Annotated in this window: 17 protein-coding genes; 14 read left to right on the top strand and 3 right to left on the bottom strand. The window is 36.9% G+C overall.

Going from position 1 to position 21,378, the window contains the following annotated elements; genetic code table 11:
• Nucleotides 1-26 precede the first annotated feature (26 nt).
• From betB to AC1M9F_RS03835, 3 genes are read left to right on the top strand one after another with little or no spacing between them, the layout of a single operon-like run.
• On the top strand, nucleotides 27-1,502 hold the full coding sequence (betB, locus tag AC1M9F_RS03845; RefSeq protein ID WP_481597104.1) for a betaine-aldehyde dehydrogenase: 1,476 nt from the start codon (nucleotides 27-29) through the stop codon (nucleotides 1,500-1,502).
• Between the two features lie 10 nt (nucleotides 1,503-1,512).
• The gene (gene betA, locus AC1M9F_RS03840) at nucleotides 1,513-3,186 is read left to right on the top strand and encodes a choline dehydrogenase (RefSeq protein ID WP_481597103.1); all 1,674 of its coding nucleotides are present in this window, start codon (nucleotides 1,513-1,515) and stop codon (nucleotides 3,184-3,186) included.
• Between the two features lie 8 nt (nucleotides 3,187-3,194).
• Nucleotides 3,195-3,974 carry a TorF family putative porin gene (locus tag AC1M9F_RS03835; RefSeq protein ID WP_481597123.1) on the top strand — a complete coding sequence of 260 codons (780 nt, stop codon included), beginning with the start codon at nucleotides 3,195-3,197 and terminating at the stop codon, nucleotides 3,972-3,974.
• An 887-nt stretch (nucleotides 3,975-4,861) separates the two neighbouring features.
• Here the strand turns inward: AC1M9F_RS03835 and AC1M9F_RS03830 are convergent.
• Nucleotides 4,862-6,007, bottom strand: a complete 1,146-nt coding sequence (locus AC1M9F_RS03830; RefSeq protein WP_481597102.1) for an RICIN domain-containing protein — start codon at nucleotides 6,005-6,007, stop codon at nucleotides 4,862-4,864.
• Nucleotides 6,008-6,253: 246 nt separating this feature from the next.
• Between AC1M9F_RS03830 and zigA the strand changes: the two genes are divergently transcribed.
• Nucleotides 6,254-7,474 carry a zinc metallochaperone GTPase ZigA gene (gene zigA, locus AC1M9F_RS03825; protein WP_481590045.1) on the top strand — a complete coding sequence of 407 codons (1,221 nt, stop codon included), beginning with the start codon at nucleotides 6,254-6,256 and terminating at the stop codon, nucleotides 7,472-7,474.
• A 17-nt stretch (nucleotides 7,475-7,491) separates the two neighbouring features.
• Here zigA and AC1M9F_RS03820 read toward each other — a convergent pair whose 3' ends face one another.
• Nucleotides 7,492-8,190 (bottom strand): DUF1826 domain-containing protein, encoded by a 699-nt coding sequence (locus AC1M9F_RS03820; protein ID WP_481597101.1) that lies wholly within the window; start codon nucleotides 8,188-8,190, stop codon nucleotides 7,492-7,494.
• Nucleotides 8,191-8,397: 207 nt separating this feature from the next.
• Nucleotides 8,398-8,634 carry a VF530 family protein gene (locus AC1M9F_RS03815; RefSeq protein WP_481592470.1) on the bottom strand — a complete coding sequence of 79 codons (237 nt, stop codon included), beginning with the start codon at nucleotides 8,632-8,634 and terminating at the stop codon, nucleotides 8,398-8,400.
• A gap of 260 nt (nucleotides 8,635-8,894) precedes the next feature.
• Between AC1M9F_RS03815 and AC1M9F_RS03810 the strand changes: the two genes are divergently transcribed.
• The 10 genes from AC1M9F_RS03810 to AC1M9F_RS03765 all read left to right on the top strand — a co-directional run bounded on the left by AC1M9F_RS03810 (nucleotide 8,895) and on the right by AC1M9F_RS03765 (nucleotide 21,345).
• On the top strand, nucleotides 8,895-9,803 hold the full coding sequence (locus tag AC1M9F_RS03810) for a hypothetical protein (protein ID WP_481597100.1): 909 nt from the start codon (nucleotides 8,895-8,897) through the stop codon (nucleotides 9,801-9,803).
• A 378-nt stretch (nucleotides 9,804-10,181) separates the two neighbouring features.
• The gene (locus AC1M9F_RS03805) at nucleotides 10,182-11,594 is read left to right on the top strand and encodes an amidase (RefSeq protein WP_481597099.1); all 1,413 of its coding nucleotides are present in this window, start codon (nucleotides 10,182-10,184) and stop codon (nucleotides 11,592-11,594) included.
• Between the two features lie 115 nt (nucleotides 11,595-11,709).
• The gene (locus AC1M9F_RS03800) at nucleotides 11,710-13,455 is read left to right on the top strand and encodes a SulP family inorganic anion transporter (protein WP_481597098.1); all 1,746 of its coding nucleotides are present in this window, start codon (nucleotides 11,710-11,712) and stop codon (nucleotides 13,453-13,455) included.
• Nucleotides 13,456-13,617: 162 nt separating this feature from the next.
• A complete protein-coding gene (gene sstT / locus AC1M9F_RS03795; protein WP_481597097.1) occupies nucleotides 13,618-14,820 on the top strand; it encodes a serine/threonine transporter SstT in 1,203 nt (400 codons plus the stop codon).
• A gap of 34 nt (nucleotides 14,821-14,854) precedes the next feature.
• Nucleotides 14,855-15,532 (top strand): YoaK family protein, encoded by a 678-nt coding sequence (locus AC1M9F_RS03790; protein WP_481597096.1) that lies wholly within the window; start codon nucleotides 14,855-14,857, stop codon nucleotides 15,530-15,532.
• Between the two features lie 12 nt (nucleotides 15,533-15,544).
• Nucleotides 15,545-16,081: a DUF2058 domain-containing protein gene (locus tag AC1M9F_RS03785; protein ID WP_481597095.1), complete on the top strand. Its 537-nt coding sequence runs from the start codon at nucleotides 15,545-15,547 to the stop codon at nucleotides 16,079-16,081.
• Nucleotides 16,082-16,638: 557 nt separating this feature from the next.
• Nucleotides 16,639-17,880 (top strand): mechanosensitive ion channel family protein, encoded by a 1,242-nt coding sequence (locus AC1M9F_RS03780; RefSeq protein WP_481597094.1) that lies wholly within the window; start codon nucleotides 16,639-16,641, stop codon nucleotides 17,878-17,880.
• Nucleotides 17,881-17,910: 30 nt separating this feature from the next.
• Nucleotides 17,911-19,776, top strand: coding sequence for an ABC transporter ATP-binding protein (locus tag AC1M9F_RS03775; protein WP_481597093.1), 1,866 nt, complete (start codon nucleotides 17,911-17,913; stop codon nucleotides 19,774-19,776).
• Entirely contained in the window at nucleotides 19,763-20,197 is a 435-nt protein-coding gene (locus AC1M9F_RS03770; RefSeq protein WP_035267505.1) for a MaoC family dehydratase, read from the top strand. Before AC1M9F_RS03775 ends, AC1M9F_RS03770 begins: the two co-directional genes overlap by 14 nt.
• Before the next feature lie 116 nt (nucleotides 20,198-20,313).
• Entirely contained in the window at nucleotides 20,314-21,345 is a 1,032-nt protein-coding gene (locus AC1M9F_RS03765) for an AraC family transcriptional regulator (protein WP_179997980.1), read from the top strand.
• Nucleotides 21,346-21,378: the final 33 nt, after the last annotated feature.

Raw genomic sequence — 21,378 nt, 5'->3', positions numbered from 1 at the left:
TATTTACTATATCTGAGGCTAATCGTATGAATAAATTCCCATTACAACGTCCTTATATTCATGGACAATTCGTCGATGCTCAATCAGGTCAAACTTTTGATTCGATTAATCCAGCCACGGGGCAAGTTCTCGCGACCATTCAAGCATGTTCTCAACAGGATGTGGATCAAGCCATTCTATCTGCCAAACAAGGACAGAAAGTTTGGGCTGAAATGACTTATATGCAGCGTTCAAGAATTTTAAATAAAGCTGTAGCTATTTTACGTGAAAGAAATGATGAACTTGCCACCATTGAGTCCTTAGATAGTGGTAAAGCATATAGTGAAACATCGACTGTAGATATTGTGACAGGGGCTGATGTACTCGAATACTACGCTGGAATTTTACCTGTACTCGAGGGTCAACAGATTCCTTTAAGAACAGATTCATTTGTCTATACACGCCGTGAACCTTTGGGAATTGTAGCTGGTATAGGAGCATGGAATTATCCAATTCAAATTGCCTTATGGAAGTCAGCACCTGCTTTGGCGGCGGGGAATGCAATGATTTTCAAAGCCAGCGAGATTACCCCATTAACAGCCTTTAAATTGGCAGAAATTTATACCGAAGCTGGAGTGCCAGATGGGGTATTCAATGTTGTAACAGGGGGCGGTGATATTGGTGCCTATTTAAGCCAGCATGTAGATATTGCGAAAATTTCATTTACTGGTGGTGTGAGCACTGGAAAAAAAGTGATGGCTCAAGCTGCTGAATCGAGTCTTAAAGAAGTCACGATGGAGTTGGGTGGGAAGTCACCATTAATTATTTGTGAAGATGCTGATTTAGACTTAGCTGCAGATATTGCAATGATGGCAAATTTCTATAGTTCTGGACAGGTATGTACGAATGGGACACGAGTGTTTATTCCAGAATCATTACAACTAAAATTTGAAGAAAAGCTATTAGAACGTATTCCTTATATCCGCTTAGGTAATCCGCTCGATTCAGAAACAAATTTTGGACCAGTATCTAGCTTTGCGCATATGAATAAAATTTTGGCATTCATCGATTCTGCTAAAAGCGAGGGAGCACGTTTAGTGTGTGGTGGTTCTAGAGCAACAGATGATCATTTAAAAAATGGTGCTTTTGTACTGCCTACAATCTTCAGTGATTGTCGAGATGAGATGACCATTGTTCAAGAGGAAATCTTCGGTCCTGTGATGAGTATTTTGACATATACATCAGAAGAAGAAGTGATTCGTCGCGCTAATAATACTTCTTATGGATTGGCTGCTGGCGTGGTTACCCCTGATATTGTCAAAGCACATCGAATCATCCACCAAATTGAAGCAGGTATATGTTGGATCAATACGTGGGGTGAATCTCCAGCTGAAATGCCAGTCGGTGGCTATAAGCATTCTGGTGTAGGAAGAGAGAATGGTTTAACGACTTTACAACACTACACGCAAATCAAATCGGTACAAGTGGAATTAAGTCCATTTCAATCTGTATTTAAAGCCTAAGGAGAACACTATGACATATGATTACATTATCATAGGTGCAGGTTCTGCTGGGAATGTACTTGCAGCGAGACTCACCGAAGATCCAGAAATTAAAGTTCTGCTCCTTGAAGCGGGTGGCCCTGACTACCGTTTAGATTTTAGAACTCAAATGCCTGCTGCTTTGGCTTATCCTTTACAAGGTCGACGTTATAATTGGGCATATTTGACCGATCCAGAACCACATATGAATAACCGCCGTATGGAATGTGGACGTGGTAAAGGTTTAGGTGGTTCATCATTAATTAACGGTATGTGTTATATCCGTGGGAATGCCATGGATTTAGAGCAATGGTCTCAAATAAAAGGACTCAGTCATTGGCGTTATGCTGAATGTTTACCTTACTATAAAAAAGCAGAGTCTAGAGATATTGGTGCAAATGAATATCACGGTGATCAAGGCCCAGTTAGTGTTGCTACGCCAAAGTCAGACAATAATGAGTTATTTCATGCAATGGTTGAAGCGGGTGTGCAAGCTGGATATCCACGTACGGATGATTTAAATGGATACCAACAAGAAGGCTTTGGTCCAATGGATCGTACGGTGACACCTCAAGGCAGACGTTCCAGTACCGCTCGTGGCTATTTAGATATAGCTAAAGGTCGTCAGAATCTAACGATTATTACGCATGCCACAACCAATCGAATCTTATTTGAAAAAAAACAAGCTATCGGTGTTGAATACATTCTTGGTCAAGATGCAACAAATTTACACAAGGTCTATGCTGAGCGAGAAGTATTGCTGTGCACAGGTGCTATTGCATCACCTCAAATTTTACAGCGTTCAGGGGTAGGAGCTAAGTCATTATTAGAGTCACTGGATGTAAAGGTTGTGCAAGATTTACCGGGAGTGGGTGAAAATTTGCAAGATCATTTAGAAATGTATCTTCAATACCAATGTAAGAAGCCCGTCAGTCTTTACCCTGCATTAAAATGGTATAACCAACCTAAAATTGGCGCTGAATGGCTGTTTTTGGGTAAAGGAATTGGTGCAAGCAATCAGTTTGAAGCAGGTGGATTCATTCGCTCTAGTGATGAGTTTGAGTGGCCGAATCTCCAGTATCACTTTTTACCAATTGCAATTAACTACAATGGTACCAATGCAATCAATGAACATGGTTTTCAAGCACATGTTGGATCTATGCGATCGCCGTCAAGAGGAAGAATTCGCTTAACCTCGAAAAATCCTTTTGATCATCCGAGCATTTTATTTAACTACATGAGCACTGAACAAGATTGGCGCGAATTCCGTGATGCCGTGAGAATTACACGAGAAATTATGCATCAGCCTGCATTAGATCAGTATCGAGGTAGAGAAATTAGTCCAGGTTCAGCATTAAAAACAGATCAGCAAATTGATGAATTTGTAAAAAATCATGCAGAAACAGCGTATCATCCTTCGTGTAGCTGTAAAATGGGTGAAGATGATTTAGCTGTTGTAGATGGTTACGGTCGTGTCCATGAAATAGATGGGTTGCGAGTGGTCGATGCTTCTATCATGCCGCTGATTATTACTGGTAATCTCAATGCAACGACGATCATGATGGCCGAGAAGATTGCAGATCACATTCGTAATCGACCTGCTTTAACCCCTTCAGATGCACCATTTTATCGTGCAGAAACTTCACCCTCATTTTCTAAATTATAAATTTTATGATGATTAAAACGACTCAAGCAGTGTTGTTGAGCACTGCTAGCTTTATTATTTTACCCAGTTATGCAAATTCTACGAATCAAGAAACAAATTCACCAATTCAATTTGATGGATATGTCACATTAACCTCCAAATACATTTCACGTGGTTTAACAAATGCACCAGAAAATGATGACCTCACAATTCAAACAGGTCTAAACCTCAGTTATAACAACTTCTATGTCGGGTATTGGGGTTCTACACTAGGCTACTCTTATGCTGAACTTCAAGGTGATAAGCGCCGTAAAACTGATAAATTAGAGCACGACTTTATTGTCGGCTACAGTTTTGATACTGGTAGGACAAATTGGAATATTTGGAATGCCACTTATTTCTATCCGAACGCGTCAAATACAACTTCCAATGAAATGGGGGTAACTGCCACACACCAATTCAATGATAAAAACTCTTTATCAACCAGTTTATCTGCATATACATATGATGTCGTGTATGCAAACCAAGGGGATACTTATCTAAACGTAATATATACCCACCAACTCAATGATAAATTATCTGCTACAGCAAGTGCTGCAGCGAGCTATTTTAATGATAAGGGGAAATATGAAGGTCTAGAGCTCGGTGATACAAAACGAGAATTTGCTTATCGCTTCTCATCTATCGGGCTAGATTATGCCTTGACACCAGAACTCGGATTGAGTGGACAATATATTTTTGGTGGTAAGAACCGCTATAACGAAAAACAGAAAAATTTAGGTGTAGTGGCTTTCACCTATAGTTTCTAATTTAAGAAAATCTTTAAATGCTTAGGCTTAAATTTTGAATACCAAAATAGCCTAAGCAAAAGTGTAATTTTTAAATTAGACTCGTCAATAAATAAAATCTCGACACATAAAAGATTATTAAAAAAACTTATCAACTTAGTATTTATTTAATGGGTAATAGAAGTGAGGATTGACCAAAAAAAGGTAATGAATGTCACGAGGAGAGTAAAATTTTACGCAAAATTTTTCAAGAATCTATTTAGAAATAGTTGTTGTGAAAAAAGTTCACTAAGGTTTTTTGAGGTTACATAGATGACTATACTCAAGTACTCAATCATTTCAGCCAAATTCATAAATCAACTAGATACTCATAACTTATAACTTATAACTTATAACTTATAACTTATAACTTATAACTAGTGAAGGGCAATGCATTGAAAAATAGGACTATGAATGTTCATATTAAACATAAAGTTAGAATTTGATTCTCTCCAATATTAAAAAAGGGCTTTTGATTTCTATCTTCAGAGTAAACAACAAACGTCTAATCTCATTTATTAAGTTTTAATATTTTGAAGAATTTTTTTCTCATCCTTAAAGGCGCTATCGGAAAAATAGCAAAGATTTATGAAGAATAGTTTTAATTGTTTTTATTTTATTGCTGTCATCAATATTAAAAATATACCTTAGATAAATATCTCCCTAAAATCATTGAACTTATTTCGCTTTTTGAGCCAGTATTAAGAATGCTTTTAACCTGAGTGAGCTGGCTTATCTATGAGTAAAATCTCTAATTTAGATATCAAATTGTACTAAAATTAGTACGAGTCACTCAAAGAAAGCAAAAAAATTAAAATTTCAGCATTAAAATTCAGAGCTTTAAATGCTAAAGCTCTGAATTTAATAAGTTAACGTGTAATTTTCCAGGTTTGATATGAATTATTGCTTTGACATCCAATCATTTGTAGGCGTGCCATACTATTTGCACCATCAGCGGCATCAAGGCATAGACCTGTTTTTAAGTTGATATATTGGCTTGTGTGGCGACTATACATCCATCGTTGACTACTATCATTATTGCACGGCGCAACTTTAACGAAATTATCTTTAACATCGCCCATCAAACACGCATCCCGATGAGTTAAATATAAGCGATGGGTGTGATCCGTACTCAGACGTTGATTACCGTTGTTGGGATCACATGAATACAATCCCAATTGTTGACCACCATTCAAGCTATCTGCACAAAAACCTCGTGCACCATTTTTCAAAATGAAAGGTTTTTGCTGGGTGTAATTGGCATTATTCACAGTAGAAATGCAAGTAGAATCATCCGTGCAATGCGCTGATGCCACTTGTACACAATTTCCATAAGTTTTAGTCGTTTGTGATTTAGACTTATTTGAAGAGTTTGCTATTGCAGGATAGGTCGCTGAAACAGATGTATGAACATCATTACAACTGTTATAGCCATAAATACCGTTGGGTTGTTGATGCTGTCTGAAATTTTCGGTAAATGTAACTAAACTATCAAAACCACCCCAGGTCTGCGGCACATTGATTTTTGCAATTTCAAGTTGTTTACCAGTACTCATGTTTTTAACAAAGGCTGAGACTGTACTGTCATTATTTTTCACAATCTTAAAATTATATTTCGTGCCTTCCTTCCATTCATAAGGTAAATCACATTGAACGCCATCACCTTCGTGATCGAATTGTCTGCAATACGCAGGGTATCCTGTTTTCCAAGATGTCGCTTTCCAGATTGAGAAATTTAAATATTTCTGATCATTGCTTCGTTGTTGCAATCCAACATAGCCACCATCTCCATGCTTGATAGAAAATTGATTGGCCCAAAATGTATTACCATCATTTCCTGGCTCATTGGTAATGATGATTTGATTTTCAAGTATTGCAAAGCCGTTAGCAGGAATATTGTTCCAATGGTAGTCAGTAGAAACCATTCCGCCTGCAACCACGGCATACGTATTCGAAACTCCAAGTAACAGAGAAGTACTTAAAGTGGTACGAATAATAAGATTGATTAAATTCATTGTTATATGCTCATATGATTATAAAAATAAAGACATAGATTCTTTAGTTTTACTTATGATTCTACAGTGATGAATACAATTTAGAATCACTATAAATAAATTTTATTTAATTTTAACTAAACATTAAACATGTTGAAATGTTATAACATAACAATTATGATTTAGTTACATCAAAAATCAAGATCATTCATTGATTGCAATAAGCGATCAAATGATGTGGTTGAACATTAAAACGAGTAACTCACCATGAATATTGATTCTTCACAACCGTATAAATTACCTGTCACTGTGCTATCTGGATTTCTTGGTGCAGGAAAAACCACACTTTTAAATCATATTTTAAATAATAGAGAAGGAAAACGTGTCGCAGTAATTGTGAACGATATGTCAGAAGTCAATATTGATGCTGCTTTAGTCAGAGAAGGTGGGGCGGAATTATCACGAACGGAAGAAAAACTCGTTGAAATGAGTAATGGATGTATTTGCTGTACTTTGAGAGAAGATTTATTAGTAGAAGTAAGACGATTAGCGGAAGAGAAAAAATTTGATCAACTCGTCATTGAATCTACCGGAATATCAGAGCCTCTACCTGTAGCCGAAACATTTACGTTTGAAGATGAAGACGGCGTATCTCTAAATGAGTACGCTCGTTTAGATACCATGGTGACCGTAGTCGATGCATTCAATTTTTTACGTGATTATCGTTCATATGATCTTCTTCATGATCGTGGCGAATCACTTGGAGAATTTGACCAACGTACTGTTGTGGATTTACTGATAGATCAAATCGAATTTTGTGATGTTATTATTCTAAACAAAACTGATTTAATCGATGAGCATCAGAAGTCCCAGCTTTATGCGATTCTCAAAAAGCTTAACCCTAGAGCAAAAATTGAGTCATCTACATTTGGTCAGGTTGAACTCGATAAAATACTCAACACACAGCTTTTTAATTTTGATGAAGCCTCACAAGCACCTGGTTGGTTAAAAGAGTTGAGAGGAGAGCATAAGCCTGAAACTGAAGAATATGGAATCGAAAGTTTCGTATATAGAGCAAGAAGACCCTTTCACCCACAACGTTTTTACAATTTTATTCATTCAGAATGGAAAGGTGTTATACGCTCAAAAGGATTTTTTTGGCTTGCTGCGGAACCAACAATGGCTATGGCTTGGTCACAAGCTGGAGGTATGGCTCGGCATGGTCAAGCAGGATATTGGTGGGCTTCGGTACCACAAGAGGAATGGCCACAAGATACGCAATCTATTCAGGAAATTGAATCGAGTTGGCATCCAGAAACGGGTGATGCCAGACAGGAAATTGTTTTAATTGGACAAGAGATGGATAAAGAGCAATTAATCCAAAATTTTGATCAATGTTTACTTACTGATTCGGAGATGAGTTTAGGACCAATCGTTTGGTGTAATTTCTTTAATCCATTTGAAGCTGAAAAAGAATTACTCGCCTAAATTGAGCAAGGAATTCCTTAACAAATTAAGAGTAATCTGAGTTCTCCTGCATTTTCTTTTGGAGCACGGTGAACACAAGGAAGTACTTTCTGATCAGGATGATCTACAGCCAAACGCCAGAGATGACCAATTCCTAAATTTAAAGGTGTTGCACCATTTTTAGGTTGATAGTGAAGATCCATATAGGTCTCTTCAAGAAAATCCTCAAACTCATGGTCTTCGCCATCAAACAATGATTTAATTTTTTGACGGATTTCTGGAATATGAATTTTTTGTTCAACCTCATCATTGGAAATAATATCGCTAGCCGCCCCGTAATAGGTACATAGATATGTATCCGTTGCTAATGGCGATCGATCTACATGAAAAGAATATACATCAGTGCTGATAAAATCCAATTCTTCATCACGCTGATATTCTTTGATTAAGTTTAAAGACGGCGATGCACCCAATTCGGTGAGCAACATTATATCATTAATAATAACGTCTCTCGCTTTGCTTGCAGAGTCTGAAAGTTTGAGTTGCTCTAATTGTGCGATGGAAATTTCAGTAATATCTTCTATGAGTGTAAGTTTTTCAACGATTTCTTTGAAATTGTAATCTAAATGCCTATACCAACATAAAGCATTGACATGGTCTTCAAAAACTTCATTCGCTAATGCTTGGAAAGTATTCACCAATTTGGCTTGAGGATATGAGTGAATGAGTTCGAGCATATGATCTAAAACTTTTTAAAAACATATTATAGCTTTTAGCTCTAGACTTAATAAGACTGGATTTAGATGATTGATCGTCGTTCAATGTAGTAGGAGAGTGGGGCTTCCACCCATAACTACACGATGTGAACAAAAACGATAGATACTCATTAAGGCTATTCTACAATTGGGTATAACAAGTTAAACATAGCTTAAGTTTTTTGTTGGCTAGAATTTCTGTTTAGCTTTTTGACGGAGAACATACAAATATAAGCTTTCTACTTTTTCACGTGCCCATGGTGTAGTCCGTAGAAATCGTAAAGATGATTTAACACTCGGGTCGATGCAAAAACAACGAATTTCAATTTTACGACTTAATCCTTCAAAGCCTCCGTAGTAATCCAATAACTCATCTAAAATGTCAGCAAGTTTTTTGCCATGTAAAGGGTCATTGGAGGTGTTCATAGTAGATCAACTGAATTGTGTAAGATGAGCATTATAACCTGAGCTAGACAAAAATTGAGAACGTTGCTGTATATACTCAATGGTCCATCAAAAATGACAGATTGTGTTTTGGTTTAAATTTTTTTTCCTAATTTGAATTCTAATCATTAGTTGTTTTAAGCGATGTAAGAAGACGATGGGTAGTATTGGTGTGCTGTTAAAGATATCCTATTTAACATAAATTGAAGTTGTGTGACTTCAGAATAACGTGAAGAGAAAAAATGGCTGATAATAAAATTAAAATTGCATTGTATTTAAGTGGCTGGACATTTGAAGATGGTAGCAAGGAGGATCTTCTACAAAATGCTGTAAAAATTGTTGCTACAGAATTTGATTCCTCCATGAAAGGGGGTATTTTCTGCCCAATATGTTTTACACCTTTATCTAGAAAACCCTTAAGTGGTGATTATTTTTCAAATGGGCGAAAAGCTTCATTTTCACATTTACCTTCATATAGCAAAGTTGAATGTAAATTAAGAACACCTAAAGCAGAAGGTAAATTGTACGAAAATGAGGAAGAAGCAAAACAAGCAATTGAAAACAAAGAACTAGCTATTATTAGTAGCTTCAAAACTGATCCTCCAGTAATGGATGATGAACAAGCAGGCGAATATGATGTGACAGCTATTGAGGATGAGGATGGTCCACTTACAACTATTCCAATTTCCAGACACAATGGTGAAGCTTTTGATTTGCCTTCAAAAATATCAACTGTTGCTGGTATTTGTAAAAAGTTCCACGAAAACTTCTATAAATATTTTTATTTACCAAACTCTAATGTAGCTGTTAAATTGAATGAATTGTTGCATAGTGTAGAAGATGTCACAGAGGAAGATGAGGAACCTAAACTATATTATGGAATCATTCGCAACTCTTATGTTGGTGGAAAAGGTGAAGATCATAATATACGGATGACTAGATTAGTTTCTAATCCTGAAATTCCTGATTTCTATTTAAAAGATACTAATTTAGCCCAGCGTAGACACGGAATTGGTGATAATTCAGAAGGACGAATTGTTCTTTTTTGGGGCAAAATCACAGGTAATGGTATCGGTCTCTGTGTCGAGTACTTAAAATGGGGTGAATATGGACTTTTACCTGAAAAATATAATTCTATCTTAATTGATTAAGCTGGTAAAAAAAGAGTCCACGTTATCTAATGGTGGACTCTAGTTTTAAATTTAAGAATAAAAGGGCTGTTAATCCTCCTAATTTTACAGCTTCTTTGGGTTTTAGATTCTTCAAGTAATATTTGATCAGAGCATGTAGTACATCTAATTCTTTCATCAAAAGTTTTTTCTTAATGACGAATTTCATCGAAGATTCTTTAATGCCAAATTCTTAGCCATCACAAAGTATATACACCCATGTTCAGGGTTGTTGTTCCAGATATTCTATTTAACATAATATACATTATGCGAAATTGTTTCGAATCAATCTCTGGTCAATCGACAAATCAATATTTCATGTGTATACATATGCTTAGTCAATTTTAAAGAAAATCGATTATGGATAATCAAAAAAAAATTCACGCTTTCACGGATGATATATTAGGTACGAGTGATGCGATTGAGCTCTCAAACAGAATCCAATCTAAAGACATCTCAATTGATGAGGTTTTAAGAGCTACGATAGAACGCGCAAAAACCGTAAATCCTCTGCTGAATGCAATTGAATTCGAAAGCTTCGAACAAATACTTAAATCGCCTACTTTTAAACCAAATCAGATTTTTTCTGCAATCCCTACATTTATTAAGGATAATTTGGATCTTATTGGTTTTCCTACGCAACAAGGATCAACATCGTTCAAATCCAAGGAAAAGATCAAAAATTCTAAAATTACTCAACAAATGTTAGATACAGGCTTAATTGCACTGGGTAAATCTAAAATGCCTGAATTTGGCTTAAATGCTTCAACAGAATTTAAGTCTGGGGATTACACACGCAATCCTTGGCATACTGATTATTCGTGTGGAGCTTCTTCAGGTGGAGCTGCGGCACTCGTTGCATCAGGCGTAGTACCAATTGCACATGCAAATGATGGTGGTGGTTCGATACGAATTCCTGCAGCAAATTGCGGTTTAGTCGGTTTAAAGCCGACACGTGGTCGTTGGTATCCAAATGAAGGTTCGCAGTATTTACCAATTGACCTTGTTTCAGATGGTGTTTTAACACGTTCTGTGCGTGATACCGCGTTTTTCTTTGCTGAAATGGAAAAACAATATAAGCCAAAAAAATTACCCGAAATTGGCTTAATCCAGCATCCATCCAGCAAACCTTTACGGATTGGCCTTGTTTATGATTCATTACAAACCAATACTGATGCTGAGACCCGTCAAACTGTTGAGTCTACTGCTCAATTACTCAGGAATTTAGGTCATCATATTGAAGAGTTTTCACTTCCTCTTCCAGATTCGTTTGTAGATGATTTCAGCCACTATTGGGGTTTTTTATCATTTATGATTCAACAGTTTGGAAAACCGCTACTTGGCAAAGATTTTAACGTGAATGAGTTAGATCATCTAACAGTTGGGCTTGCAAACTTGTACAAGAAAAATTTCTATAAAACTCCTTTATTTCTGTACCGTTTAAAGCAAATCCAGCGCATCTATCAACAAATATTCCAACAATATGATGTCATCCTTTCGCCAGTTTTAGCGCATGTTTCGCCTCAAATTGGATATCTTTCACCTCAACTCGAATTTGATGTTTTATTTGAGCGTTTAAGAAATTATGTGGCATTCACACCTATTCAAAATATCGCAGGTGCTCCAGCGATATCATTGCCGATGGGTATGACCAAATTAGATTCAAGACCGATAGGTATTCAGCTTTCTGCTGATTTGGGACAAGAACGTTTACTGATAGATCTCGCTTTTCAGCTTGAACAGATACAACCTTTTAAAAAAATATTCGATTAAATTCATACGCTAAGGATCATTAATCAAATTCTTGATGATCCTTATCAACAATACTCAGTGCTTGTTTATCACTTTTTATGCATAATATATACATAAATGTGATTTAGAGATTTGTATGGATTTAACGAAGCATTCTGTGGAACGAATCATCCCAGCTTGGAAATGGTTAAAAAAATACAATACTCAAGATTTTAAATCTGATTTTCTTGCATCTGTGATCGTGCTTGCAATGCTTGTACCACAAGGCATGGCATATGCCATGATTGCAGGCTTACCTCCAATTATGGGGTTATATGCCAGTATTATCCCTATGATTGCTTATGCATTGATTGGAGGGAGTACTACCCTTTCAATTGGTCCAGTTGCATTAATCTCCATGATGACTTTTGCTACATTACAGCCATTATATGAAGTGGGTTCACCAGTCTATATTCAAGCTGCCTATTTGCTAGCAGTAATGGTTGGCATAATTTCATTTTTATTGGGGCTATTTAGATTTGGTTTTTTGATTCGTCTCATTAGCCATCCTGTGATTAAGAGTTTTATCATTGCTTCAGCTGTCTTAATTGCATTAGGTCAAATAAAATTTATTCTTAATATTCCATTGCAATCCAGTAATTTAATCGAATTTTTTACGAGTTTGGCTCAATACATTTCTTTATATGATTTGGCCAGCTTATCTTTGGGTTTAGCTTCAATTTTAGCGCTCATTTATTTACCACAATTATTTAAAATTCCAGCATTTTCAAATCATCAAAAAATGATGCAATTTATACAAAAAGCAGTACCATTATGCTTAGTGCTATTTTCAATCTTACTGGTTCAGTCCTTTGATTTAACTGCCTATGGAATTAAAACAGTAGGTGAAATTCCAAGTGGATTACCCCCGATTCAAATGCCGTACTGGACTTGGGACATGGTAAAAATATTGCTTCCTGGCGCAGTAATGATCGCTATGGTGAGTTTCGTTGAATCTATTTCGATCGCGCAAGCTACGGCTTTTCAATCACGTAGCAATTTGAACAGTAATCAAGAGCTTGTTGCACTCGGTGTTGCAAATTTTGGCGCTGGAATCAGTGGCGCATTTCCTGTCACTGGTAGCTTATCACGTACAGTGGTCAATGCTGATGCTGGTGCTAAAACACCTATGGCTGGGGTTTTATCCTCGCTACTTATTATTATGGTCAGTCTATATTTTACAAGCCTATTTGAATATTTACCTTTAGGAGTATTGGCTGCAACAATCATTGTGTCGATATGGAAACTTGTTGAAATTAAACCTTTTATAGCGGCTTGGAAATATTCCAAAGCAGATGGTTTGGCAATGGCTCTTACATTTTTAGGGGTGCTGTGTGTAGATATTACAACAGGCTTAATGGTGGGTATTATTTCAACATTTGTGTTGCTGTTATGGAGAATTAGTCGTCCACATATTGCAGTGATTGGTCTCGTTGAAGGTACGCAGCATTTTAGAAATATTTCAAGACACCAGGTTATTACCAGTAAAAGGCTCGTTTCGGTGAGAATTGATGAAAATTTGAGTTTTCTCAATGCAAACACCCTGAAGGAATTTATTATTTCAGAAGTTAGCCAACATGATGAGCTTCAACATGTTGTCATTAACTGTTCCAGTATCAGTAATATTGACTACTCAGCTTTAGAGACTCTTGAGGAAATGAATTCTGAGTTATCTAAACTCAATATTCAACTACACTTAAGCGAAGTCAAAGGTCCTGTTATGGATCGCTTAAATTCAACCAACTGGATACAACATCTGACAGGTAAAATATACCTCACTCATTTCCAAGCAGTATATGAATTAGACCCGCATTTCAGTGAAAATAAATCATCTTTTGCATAAGAATTTGATATTCTTAAGTAAGAATTATCAAAAAAAATCCAGTGATTTGATTCACTTAATTTTTATTATGAATAAGTTTTATATTTAAAATCATTTTTAAGTATAGAATACCCGACTTATTTATCCGATTTTAAGCCAGACTCGGCATTATTAGGTTCAGTTATGTTCACTGCTCTAGCACGTTTGAGTTTAGTCACCAAAATCCTTATCGCCATTATTCTGGGCGTTTTGGTGGCTATATTTTTCCCTCAAGTTGCACCACAATTAAGCTTGCTGGGTGATTTATTTATTAAAGCCCTTAAATCTGTTGCACCAATCCTTGTTTTTGTTTTGGTCCTTTCTTCGATTGCAAACTTTAAAGTTGGTGATAGCAGCAGTGCGAAAATCAAACCCATTATGATGATGTATGCCGTAGGTATGTTTTTATCTGCGTTAACTGCTGTCGTTGTGAGTAATTTATTTCCAAGCACTCTTTTCCTAGATGTCGCTGCGCAAGCTGATTTACAGCCACCTGGCAGCTTGACTGAAATTCTTAAAAATTTATTACTCAGTTTTGTTGCGAATCCTATCGTTGCATTAAGTGAAGCAAACTTTATTGGGATTTTGGGTTGGGCTGTTGCACTTGGTATAGCATTTCGTCATGCCACAGACACCACAAAACAGTGTCTGACGGATGCTGCGAATGCCGTGAATCACGTGATTCGTCTTGTCATCAGTTTTGCACCTTTCGGTATTTTTGGACTTGTTGCAGTGACTTTTGCAGATGCAGGTCTTAAAACCTTAGCAAGTTATGCACAATTATTGTCTGTTCTATTAGGGACTATGTTCTTTGTTGCACTTGTAATTAACCCAATTATGGTGGCATTTGTTACGCGTTCAAATCCTTATCCATTGGTTATTCAATGTCTACGTGAAAGTGGGATCACCGCATTTTTCACCCGTAGTTCAGCAGCAAATATTCCGGTGAACTTGGATCTTGCCAAGCGTTTGGGCGTGAATGAATCGACATCGAGTGTAGCAATCCCGTTGGGAGCTGCAATTAATATGGCGGGCGCATCAGTAACGATTACTGTATTAACATTAGCAGCGGTGAATACACTTGGTATTTCCGTTGACTTTACTACAATGCTTGTTCTTTCTGTTGTGGCTACTGTTTCTGCCTGCGGTGCTTCAGGTGTAGCGGGTGGTTCACTGTTATTGATTCCTGTCGCTTGTGGCTTATTCAATATTTCACCAGATGTGGCTATGCAAGTTGTAGCCATCGGTATGGTGATCAGTGTTCTACAAGATTCAACTGAAACAGCCCTCAACTCATCTACAGATGTATTGTTTACTGCTGCGGTTGATCGCGCTCCTTCAAAATAATATATTCATGGCATAAACTTTTAGAATGAAAGATATGCCATTTCAATTCCTTCCAAACTGGGTACAATTTGGGGCTTTCATGCTTGCAGTAAATGCAGGCATGATCAACGTTTTGGGTCTCATTTCTCTATTACATCAGTCAGTTTCACATATGACAGGCAATGCAAGTCTGCTTGCGATCGGTATTATTGACCATGATTTCAAAGCTGTATTTTTTCTGATTCTTATTATCCTGAGTTATGTTTTAGGCTCTAGTTTTAGCGGTCTGATATTGGGGAATAGTCGATTTAAACTCGGACGCAGATATGGTCTACCATTGAGTTTAGTGACTTTTTTTATTCTGCTCTGTTGGGTATTTATTCCCTATTATCCTCGTTATGCACTGCTATGGGCATGTTGTGCGATGGGTGTACAAAATGCCATGGTAAGTCATTATAAAGGTGCGATTATTCGCACGACTCACCTTTCTGGTGTCTTAACCGATCTTGGTTTAGCATTTGGATATTTTGTAAGAGGTCTTACAACGGAATCCAGAAAAGTTATTTTGCATTTAGTGATTTTATTTGGTTTTATTATTGGCAGTACTGTTGCGGCATTCAGCTATCCTTATTTACAATTAGAAGCATTTTTAATTCCTGCAGGTTTAAGTTTTTTACTGACCCTGATCTATTGGATTTTATATTTCCGTCATTGTTATTTTCAAAAATCGTAGTTGGTATTACTCATGGTAAAAAATGCCTTGCAAGCACAATTGCTCAAAGCCGGTTTAGTCGATCAAAAAAAGGCTAAAAAACTTTCTAAACAAGCTGTGCATGAGCAACGCACGGGTCAAAGCAATGAAGCTGAGATTAAAGCTAAGATTGAACAAGATTTAAAGCTAAAATTAGAAAAAGATCAGAGTCTTAATCTTGAAATCAAACGCCAGCAAGATGAAAAAGCATTACGTGCAGCAGTAGTGCAAATGATTGGTCAGCATAAAATCAAAGATATTGATGGTGAAATCAGCTACCAGTTCGTTGATGAAAATAAAATTAAGAAAATTTATATTAATCAACAAGTTTACAATGCACTCGTGGCAGGCACATTAGTTATCGCCAAAGATCAAACAGGTTATGCTGTTCTACCAAGAGCGTTATCTGAGCGGATTAATGAAAAAGTCGAAGGATTTATTATTGTGAATAATGCTGAGAAAAATGAGGCTATTACAGATGAGGAAGATCCATATGCAGCTTATGTTATTCCAGATGATTTAATGTGGTGAATTCCTCAAAAGCCTAATTTATTAGGCTTTTTTTACGCTTGATGTGTGATTCAGATTGCGGTGTAGCGGGTATAAATTCATGATTAAGATGCTTTAGGTCATATTGGTGCGTCCAACCATCACGAGAAGACTCTATCAATTTTCTGCGCTCGTCTTTTATTCTCTGATTCGATTTTTTTCAATCGATGTTGTTTTGGAGAGCTTAAAAAAAAATGGATTGATTTTCTCATATTATTTTTTCATTTTCAAAATGCTGAAAATGAACAAGCTCAATAATGCTTCTTTCAGGACCTTTCGTGCAGGTTAAGAATACAGTGAGATTGAGAATGAAAAAAAATCTGGTTACAAGATAAGCTTTATAATTTAAAAATGTAATGACGATAATCTAGGAAATTTTATAGTGTGACTTAATTCACATTAATTTCATTTAAAATAGAAGTTCATAAAATTTATTTCAAGTAATTAATTTAATCTATTCTGTTTGATAAACGTTAACTCTAATAAATTTAATAACTTAAACCATTAAGCTAATACCAATTCATTTAGAGGTGATCAAGTTGGACAGATTAAATTTTGTAACTCAAATCCAAGAATGGTCAGATCAATTTCCTTGGTTAGAGATGTTGACCTCTCTGAGCATTCTTATTCTCATTGCATTTATCGCAAATTTTATTGCTAAACAAGTGGTCGTCCGTGGTATTCGCAAAATTATTAGCAAACTACGTTTTAGTTATAGTGATGTCTTAGCGGAACATAGCGTTATTCGAAGAATTGCAAACATTGTCCCAGCATTGGTTATTATGAATGGAATTGTGACGGTTCCACACCTGTCTGAAAAAGTCATTACATTGATTCAGATGTTTGCACAAGCCTTCATTTTCTTGACCATTGCCTTGGCAATTAGTCAGCTTCTCACCATCTTTAATATTATTTATCAACGTAATCCTAAATCTCACAATAAGCCAATTAAGGGTTATTTACAGTTAGTTAAACTGATTATTTTTGTTGTTTGTGCTCTGATGGTCTTAGGAACATTTCTTAAAAAAGATGTTTTCACGCTATTGGCAGGTTTCGGGGCAATGGCAGCAGTGCTCATGCTGGTTTTCCAAAATACAATTCTATCTCTAGTGGCTTCAGTTCAAATCTCTTCATATGACATGGTTCGGATTGGTGATTGGATTGAAATGCCAACCTTAAATGCGGATGGCGATGTCATTGATATGTCATTACATACGGTGACCGTACAAAACTTTGATAAGACCTATACCACTATTCCGACCAATCGTTTGGTGACAGATACTTTTAAGAACTGGCGAGGTATGCAAGAGCAAGGTGTTCGTCGTATTAAACGTGCACTCTATATCGATCAAAATAGTGTTCACTTCTTATCTGCAATGGAATACAGCAAACTTAAAGAATTTCTGATTTTAGAAAAATATCTGGATGAGAAACAAACTGAGTTAAAAAACTTTAATCAGCAATACGCAAATAATGGGGTCAATAACCAACGTCGTTTAACCAATTTAGGAACATTCCGCGCATATATTGAATACTATTTAAAAAATCATCCAGGTATTGCACAAAATCAGTCCTTAATCGTTCGTCAATTACAACCGACAGGTGAAGGTTTGCCTATAGAAATTTATGCTTTTACAAATACGACAGCATGGGTGGCTTATGAGGCGATCCAATCCGATATTTTTGATCATCTTTTGGCGATTCTTCCTGAGTTTGGATTAAAAATATTCCAGATTCCTTCTGGGAATGATTTCAAGATTCCTCAAGACACAGTAAACTGAGTTTTGATTAGATGAATTAAGATTAGTCGTATGCTGCAGTGGTTTGAAAGACTCGTTGATCCATATCCATCCAAAGATTTAAATCAGCCCTTGCCGAAGAAATTTTTTCCATTTGTTTGGCAAGCAGCATCAGGAGTTAAGCGCTATCTCTTGGTGTTGGTGTTATTTACTGCAGCAACAGCTTCATTTGAAGCTATTTTCTTCTCTCAAATTGGTCATTTAGTTGATTGGTTGTCCGTATCGACGCCTCAAAATTTTCTCGAAAATAACCAAACAAATCTGATGATTTTGTCTGGTTTTCTACTTGCTAATATTTTCTTTGCAAGTTTGCAATCAATCATAAGGCATCAGATTTTATTCAGTAGCTTTCCAATGCGCTTGCGTTGGCGTTTTCACAACTTATTACTTCTTCAAGGTTTAGACTTTTTTCACAATGATTTTGCAGGTCGATTGTCAGCTAAAGTCATGCAAACTTCACTTGCAGTTCGTGAATTTTGGGTAATTTTGGGGGATATCGTTACTTATGTGGTGATTTATTTTATTACCATCAGTGTGGTTTTAGGAAACGTCTCCCCTCTTCTCCTTATTCCCCTGATGGCATGGCTGATTTTATTCATTGGCGCGGCATCCTTCTTTATCCCGCGACTTGGAAAAATTTCAAAAAAGCAGGCTGATGCACGCGCGGTGATGACTGGTCGTGTGACTGATGCTTATACAAATATACAAACAGTAAAATTGTTTGCACATGCTGGTCGTGAAAGCCAATATGCCAAAGAGTCTATGCAACTTTTTATGAAGACGGTGTATACCCAGATGCGTCTGGGAACTGCTTATGAAATTAGTATTAATCTACTGACCGCAATTTTATTCTTTGGCGTTTTAGGTACAGCAGTTTGGCTTTGGTTTATTGGTGAAGCAAACATCGGTGTGATCGCCGCAACGACAGCCATGATTTTAAAGCTGAATAGTATGGCTTCTTTTATGATGTGGCAAACTTCAGCCTTATTTGAAAATATTGGTACCATCCAAGATGGGATGACCACGCTAGCCAAACCAATAGCAATTCAAGACAAAGAAGCTGCACTGCCACTCGAGGTACACTCTGGTGCGATTAAATTTGATAATGTGAGCTTTGCATATAATCAAAAAAATGTTATTAATCACTTGAATTTAGAAATTAAACCGGGTGAAAAAATTGGAATTGTCGGTCGGTCTGGTGCTGGAAAATCGACACTGATCCAACTACTACTTCATTTTTATCAAACCCAACAAGGTAAAATTTATATCGATGGCCAAGCGATTGATGAAGTCACCCAAGATAGTTTAAGAAAAAACATTGCTCTCGTGACGCAGGATACTTCTTTGCTGCATCGAAGTGTTGCTGAGAATATTAAATATGGTCGACCTGAAGCGACTGATGAAGAAATGTATGAAGCTGTCCGTAAAGCTCGAGCAGAAGAGTTTATCCCTCAGCTTACAGATCTACGTGGTCAGACAGGATATTACGCTTATGTGGGTGAACGTGGTGTAAAATTATCTGGTGGGCAAAGACAGCGTATAGCAATTGCACGGGTATTCCTAAAAGATGCTCCAATTTTGATTTTAGATGAAGCAACCAGCGCACTCGATTCAGAAGTGGAGGCTGCGATTCAGGCAAGCCTTGATGACTTGATGGAAGGTAAAACGGTAATTGCAATTGCACACCGCCTTTCAACAATTGCTCAAATGGATCGATTAATTGTTTTGGATCAAGGAAATATCGTAGAACAAGGATCTCACGATGAGCTGATCCAACAGAATGGAATTTATGCCCAACTTTGGCAACGCCAAACGGGTGGATTTTTAGTTGAACAAAAAGTGAAAGACAAGGAATTAGACGAAGATGCTTTATCTTGATGATTTAAAAGTGGGTGATCAGTTTAAAAGTCGTGAATATGAGTTAACACTCGAAGAAATTAAAGAATTTGCACAAAAATACGACCCTCAAGTCTTTCATACTGATGAAGAGGCTGCGAAAGATCATCCTATTTTTCAAGGTATCGCAGCCAGTGGTTGGCAAACGTCAGCCATTACCATGCGTCTTTGGACTGAATGTTTTCCAATTGCCAAGGGGCTTATCGGTTCAGAGTCAAGCTTAAGATGGCCAAAACCAGCTCGTGCTGGTGATCGTTTGCATGTAGAAGTTGAAATTGTTGCTATCAATCCTTCTAAAACAAAGCTAGATCGCGGAATTGTGAGTTATGTCACACAAACAAAAAATCAGCATGGTGATGTTTTGTTGATTTCAACCACAAAAATTGTCGTTTTTAAGGCTTAAACATCGGTTTCACACTAGATTTGTCCGACAAAATTGGTATTTTCTATCTGGAATTTATGTCAGTATTATTTTCACCAAAAATTATGAAAAAAATTGTGTAAAGCAATGGATCGCACATGAAAACAGTTTCAGTTCGCCCAGATTTAGGCATTCCAGGTGTTTACGGACTCTTACTTTTAGATGTTGTTTCTCGTTGGGGTTATAGTGCTGAGTCGCTATTCGCTCCCTTTGGATTCACCAACGAGCAACTTGCCGATCCTGAATTTAGAATTCCACTACATGTAGCGAATGAGATGATTATTCTCGCGCGCAAAATGACAGGTGAAAGTTCTCTTGGTTATCATCTTGGTAACCAAATGCGGATTTCTATCCATGGTTTTATTGGCTATGCCATTATGACCTCGAATGAGATTACTGATGCACTTATTTTAGCCAATCGCTTTATACAACTGCGTATGCCTTTTCTGCAATTTCATTTCTCGACATTTACAGAACAAGTTTCTTTGCAGTTACAATGTGATATTGATCTTGAACCGCTGAGAACTGAAATTGTCATGGCTTTGACTTTTGGTGTCATTACAATGGCAAAAGCACTGACAGGCATTAATGATTTGTATGGCGAAATTAATTTTGACTTCCCGAAACCTGAAGGCTTTGACAAATACATCAGTCGTCTACATCCCAAAACGATTATTCATTTTGACCAGACTCATTTTCTTGCCAGTTTCGATAAAAGTTATTTAGGCCTGAAGATGGTTAACGCAGATCCGATTGCCAGTCAAATTGCAATTAATCAGTGCGAAGCAGAACTATCAGAGCTGGGCGAACGCCGTCGAATTTCAATGCGTGTTCGCGATATTTTGACACATTCTGAACAACACTATTTAAGTATTGAAAATGTGGCAGATCGCCTGCATATGTCTGATCGTACATTGAAACGTCAGTTGGCTGCAGAAGGAACTTCTTTTTCAACCTTAGTGGATGAAGTTCGATATCGTCATGCAACCTCCCTACTGTCACGTACTGACTATTCACTCGAACAAATCGCAGATGAACTCGGTTATTCAGATGTTGCGAATTTCAGTCGTGCATTTAAACGTTGGAGTGGTCGAAGTCCAAGCAGTTGGCGTAAAGATCCATATTTATAGAACTTTCGTTTTTAAATAAAACACTGTATAACA

Source organism: Acinetobacter sp. ANC_7504, assembly GCF_056779995.1.
The sequence above is the reverse complement of the archived record's forward strand: the minus strand, read 5'-3'. Positions and strand labels throughout refer to the sequence as shown.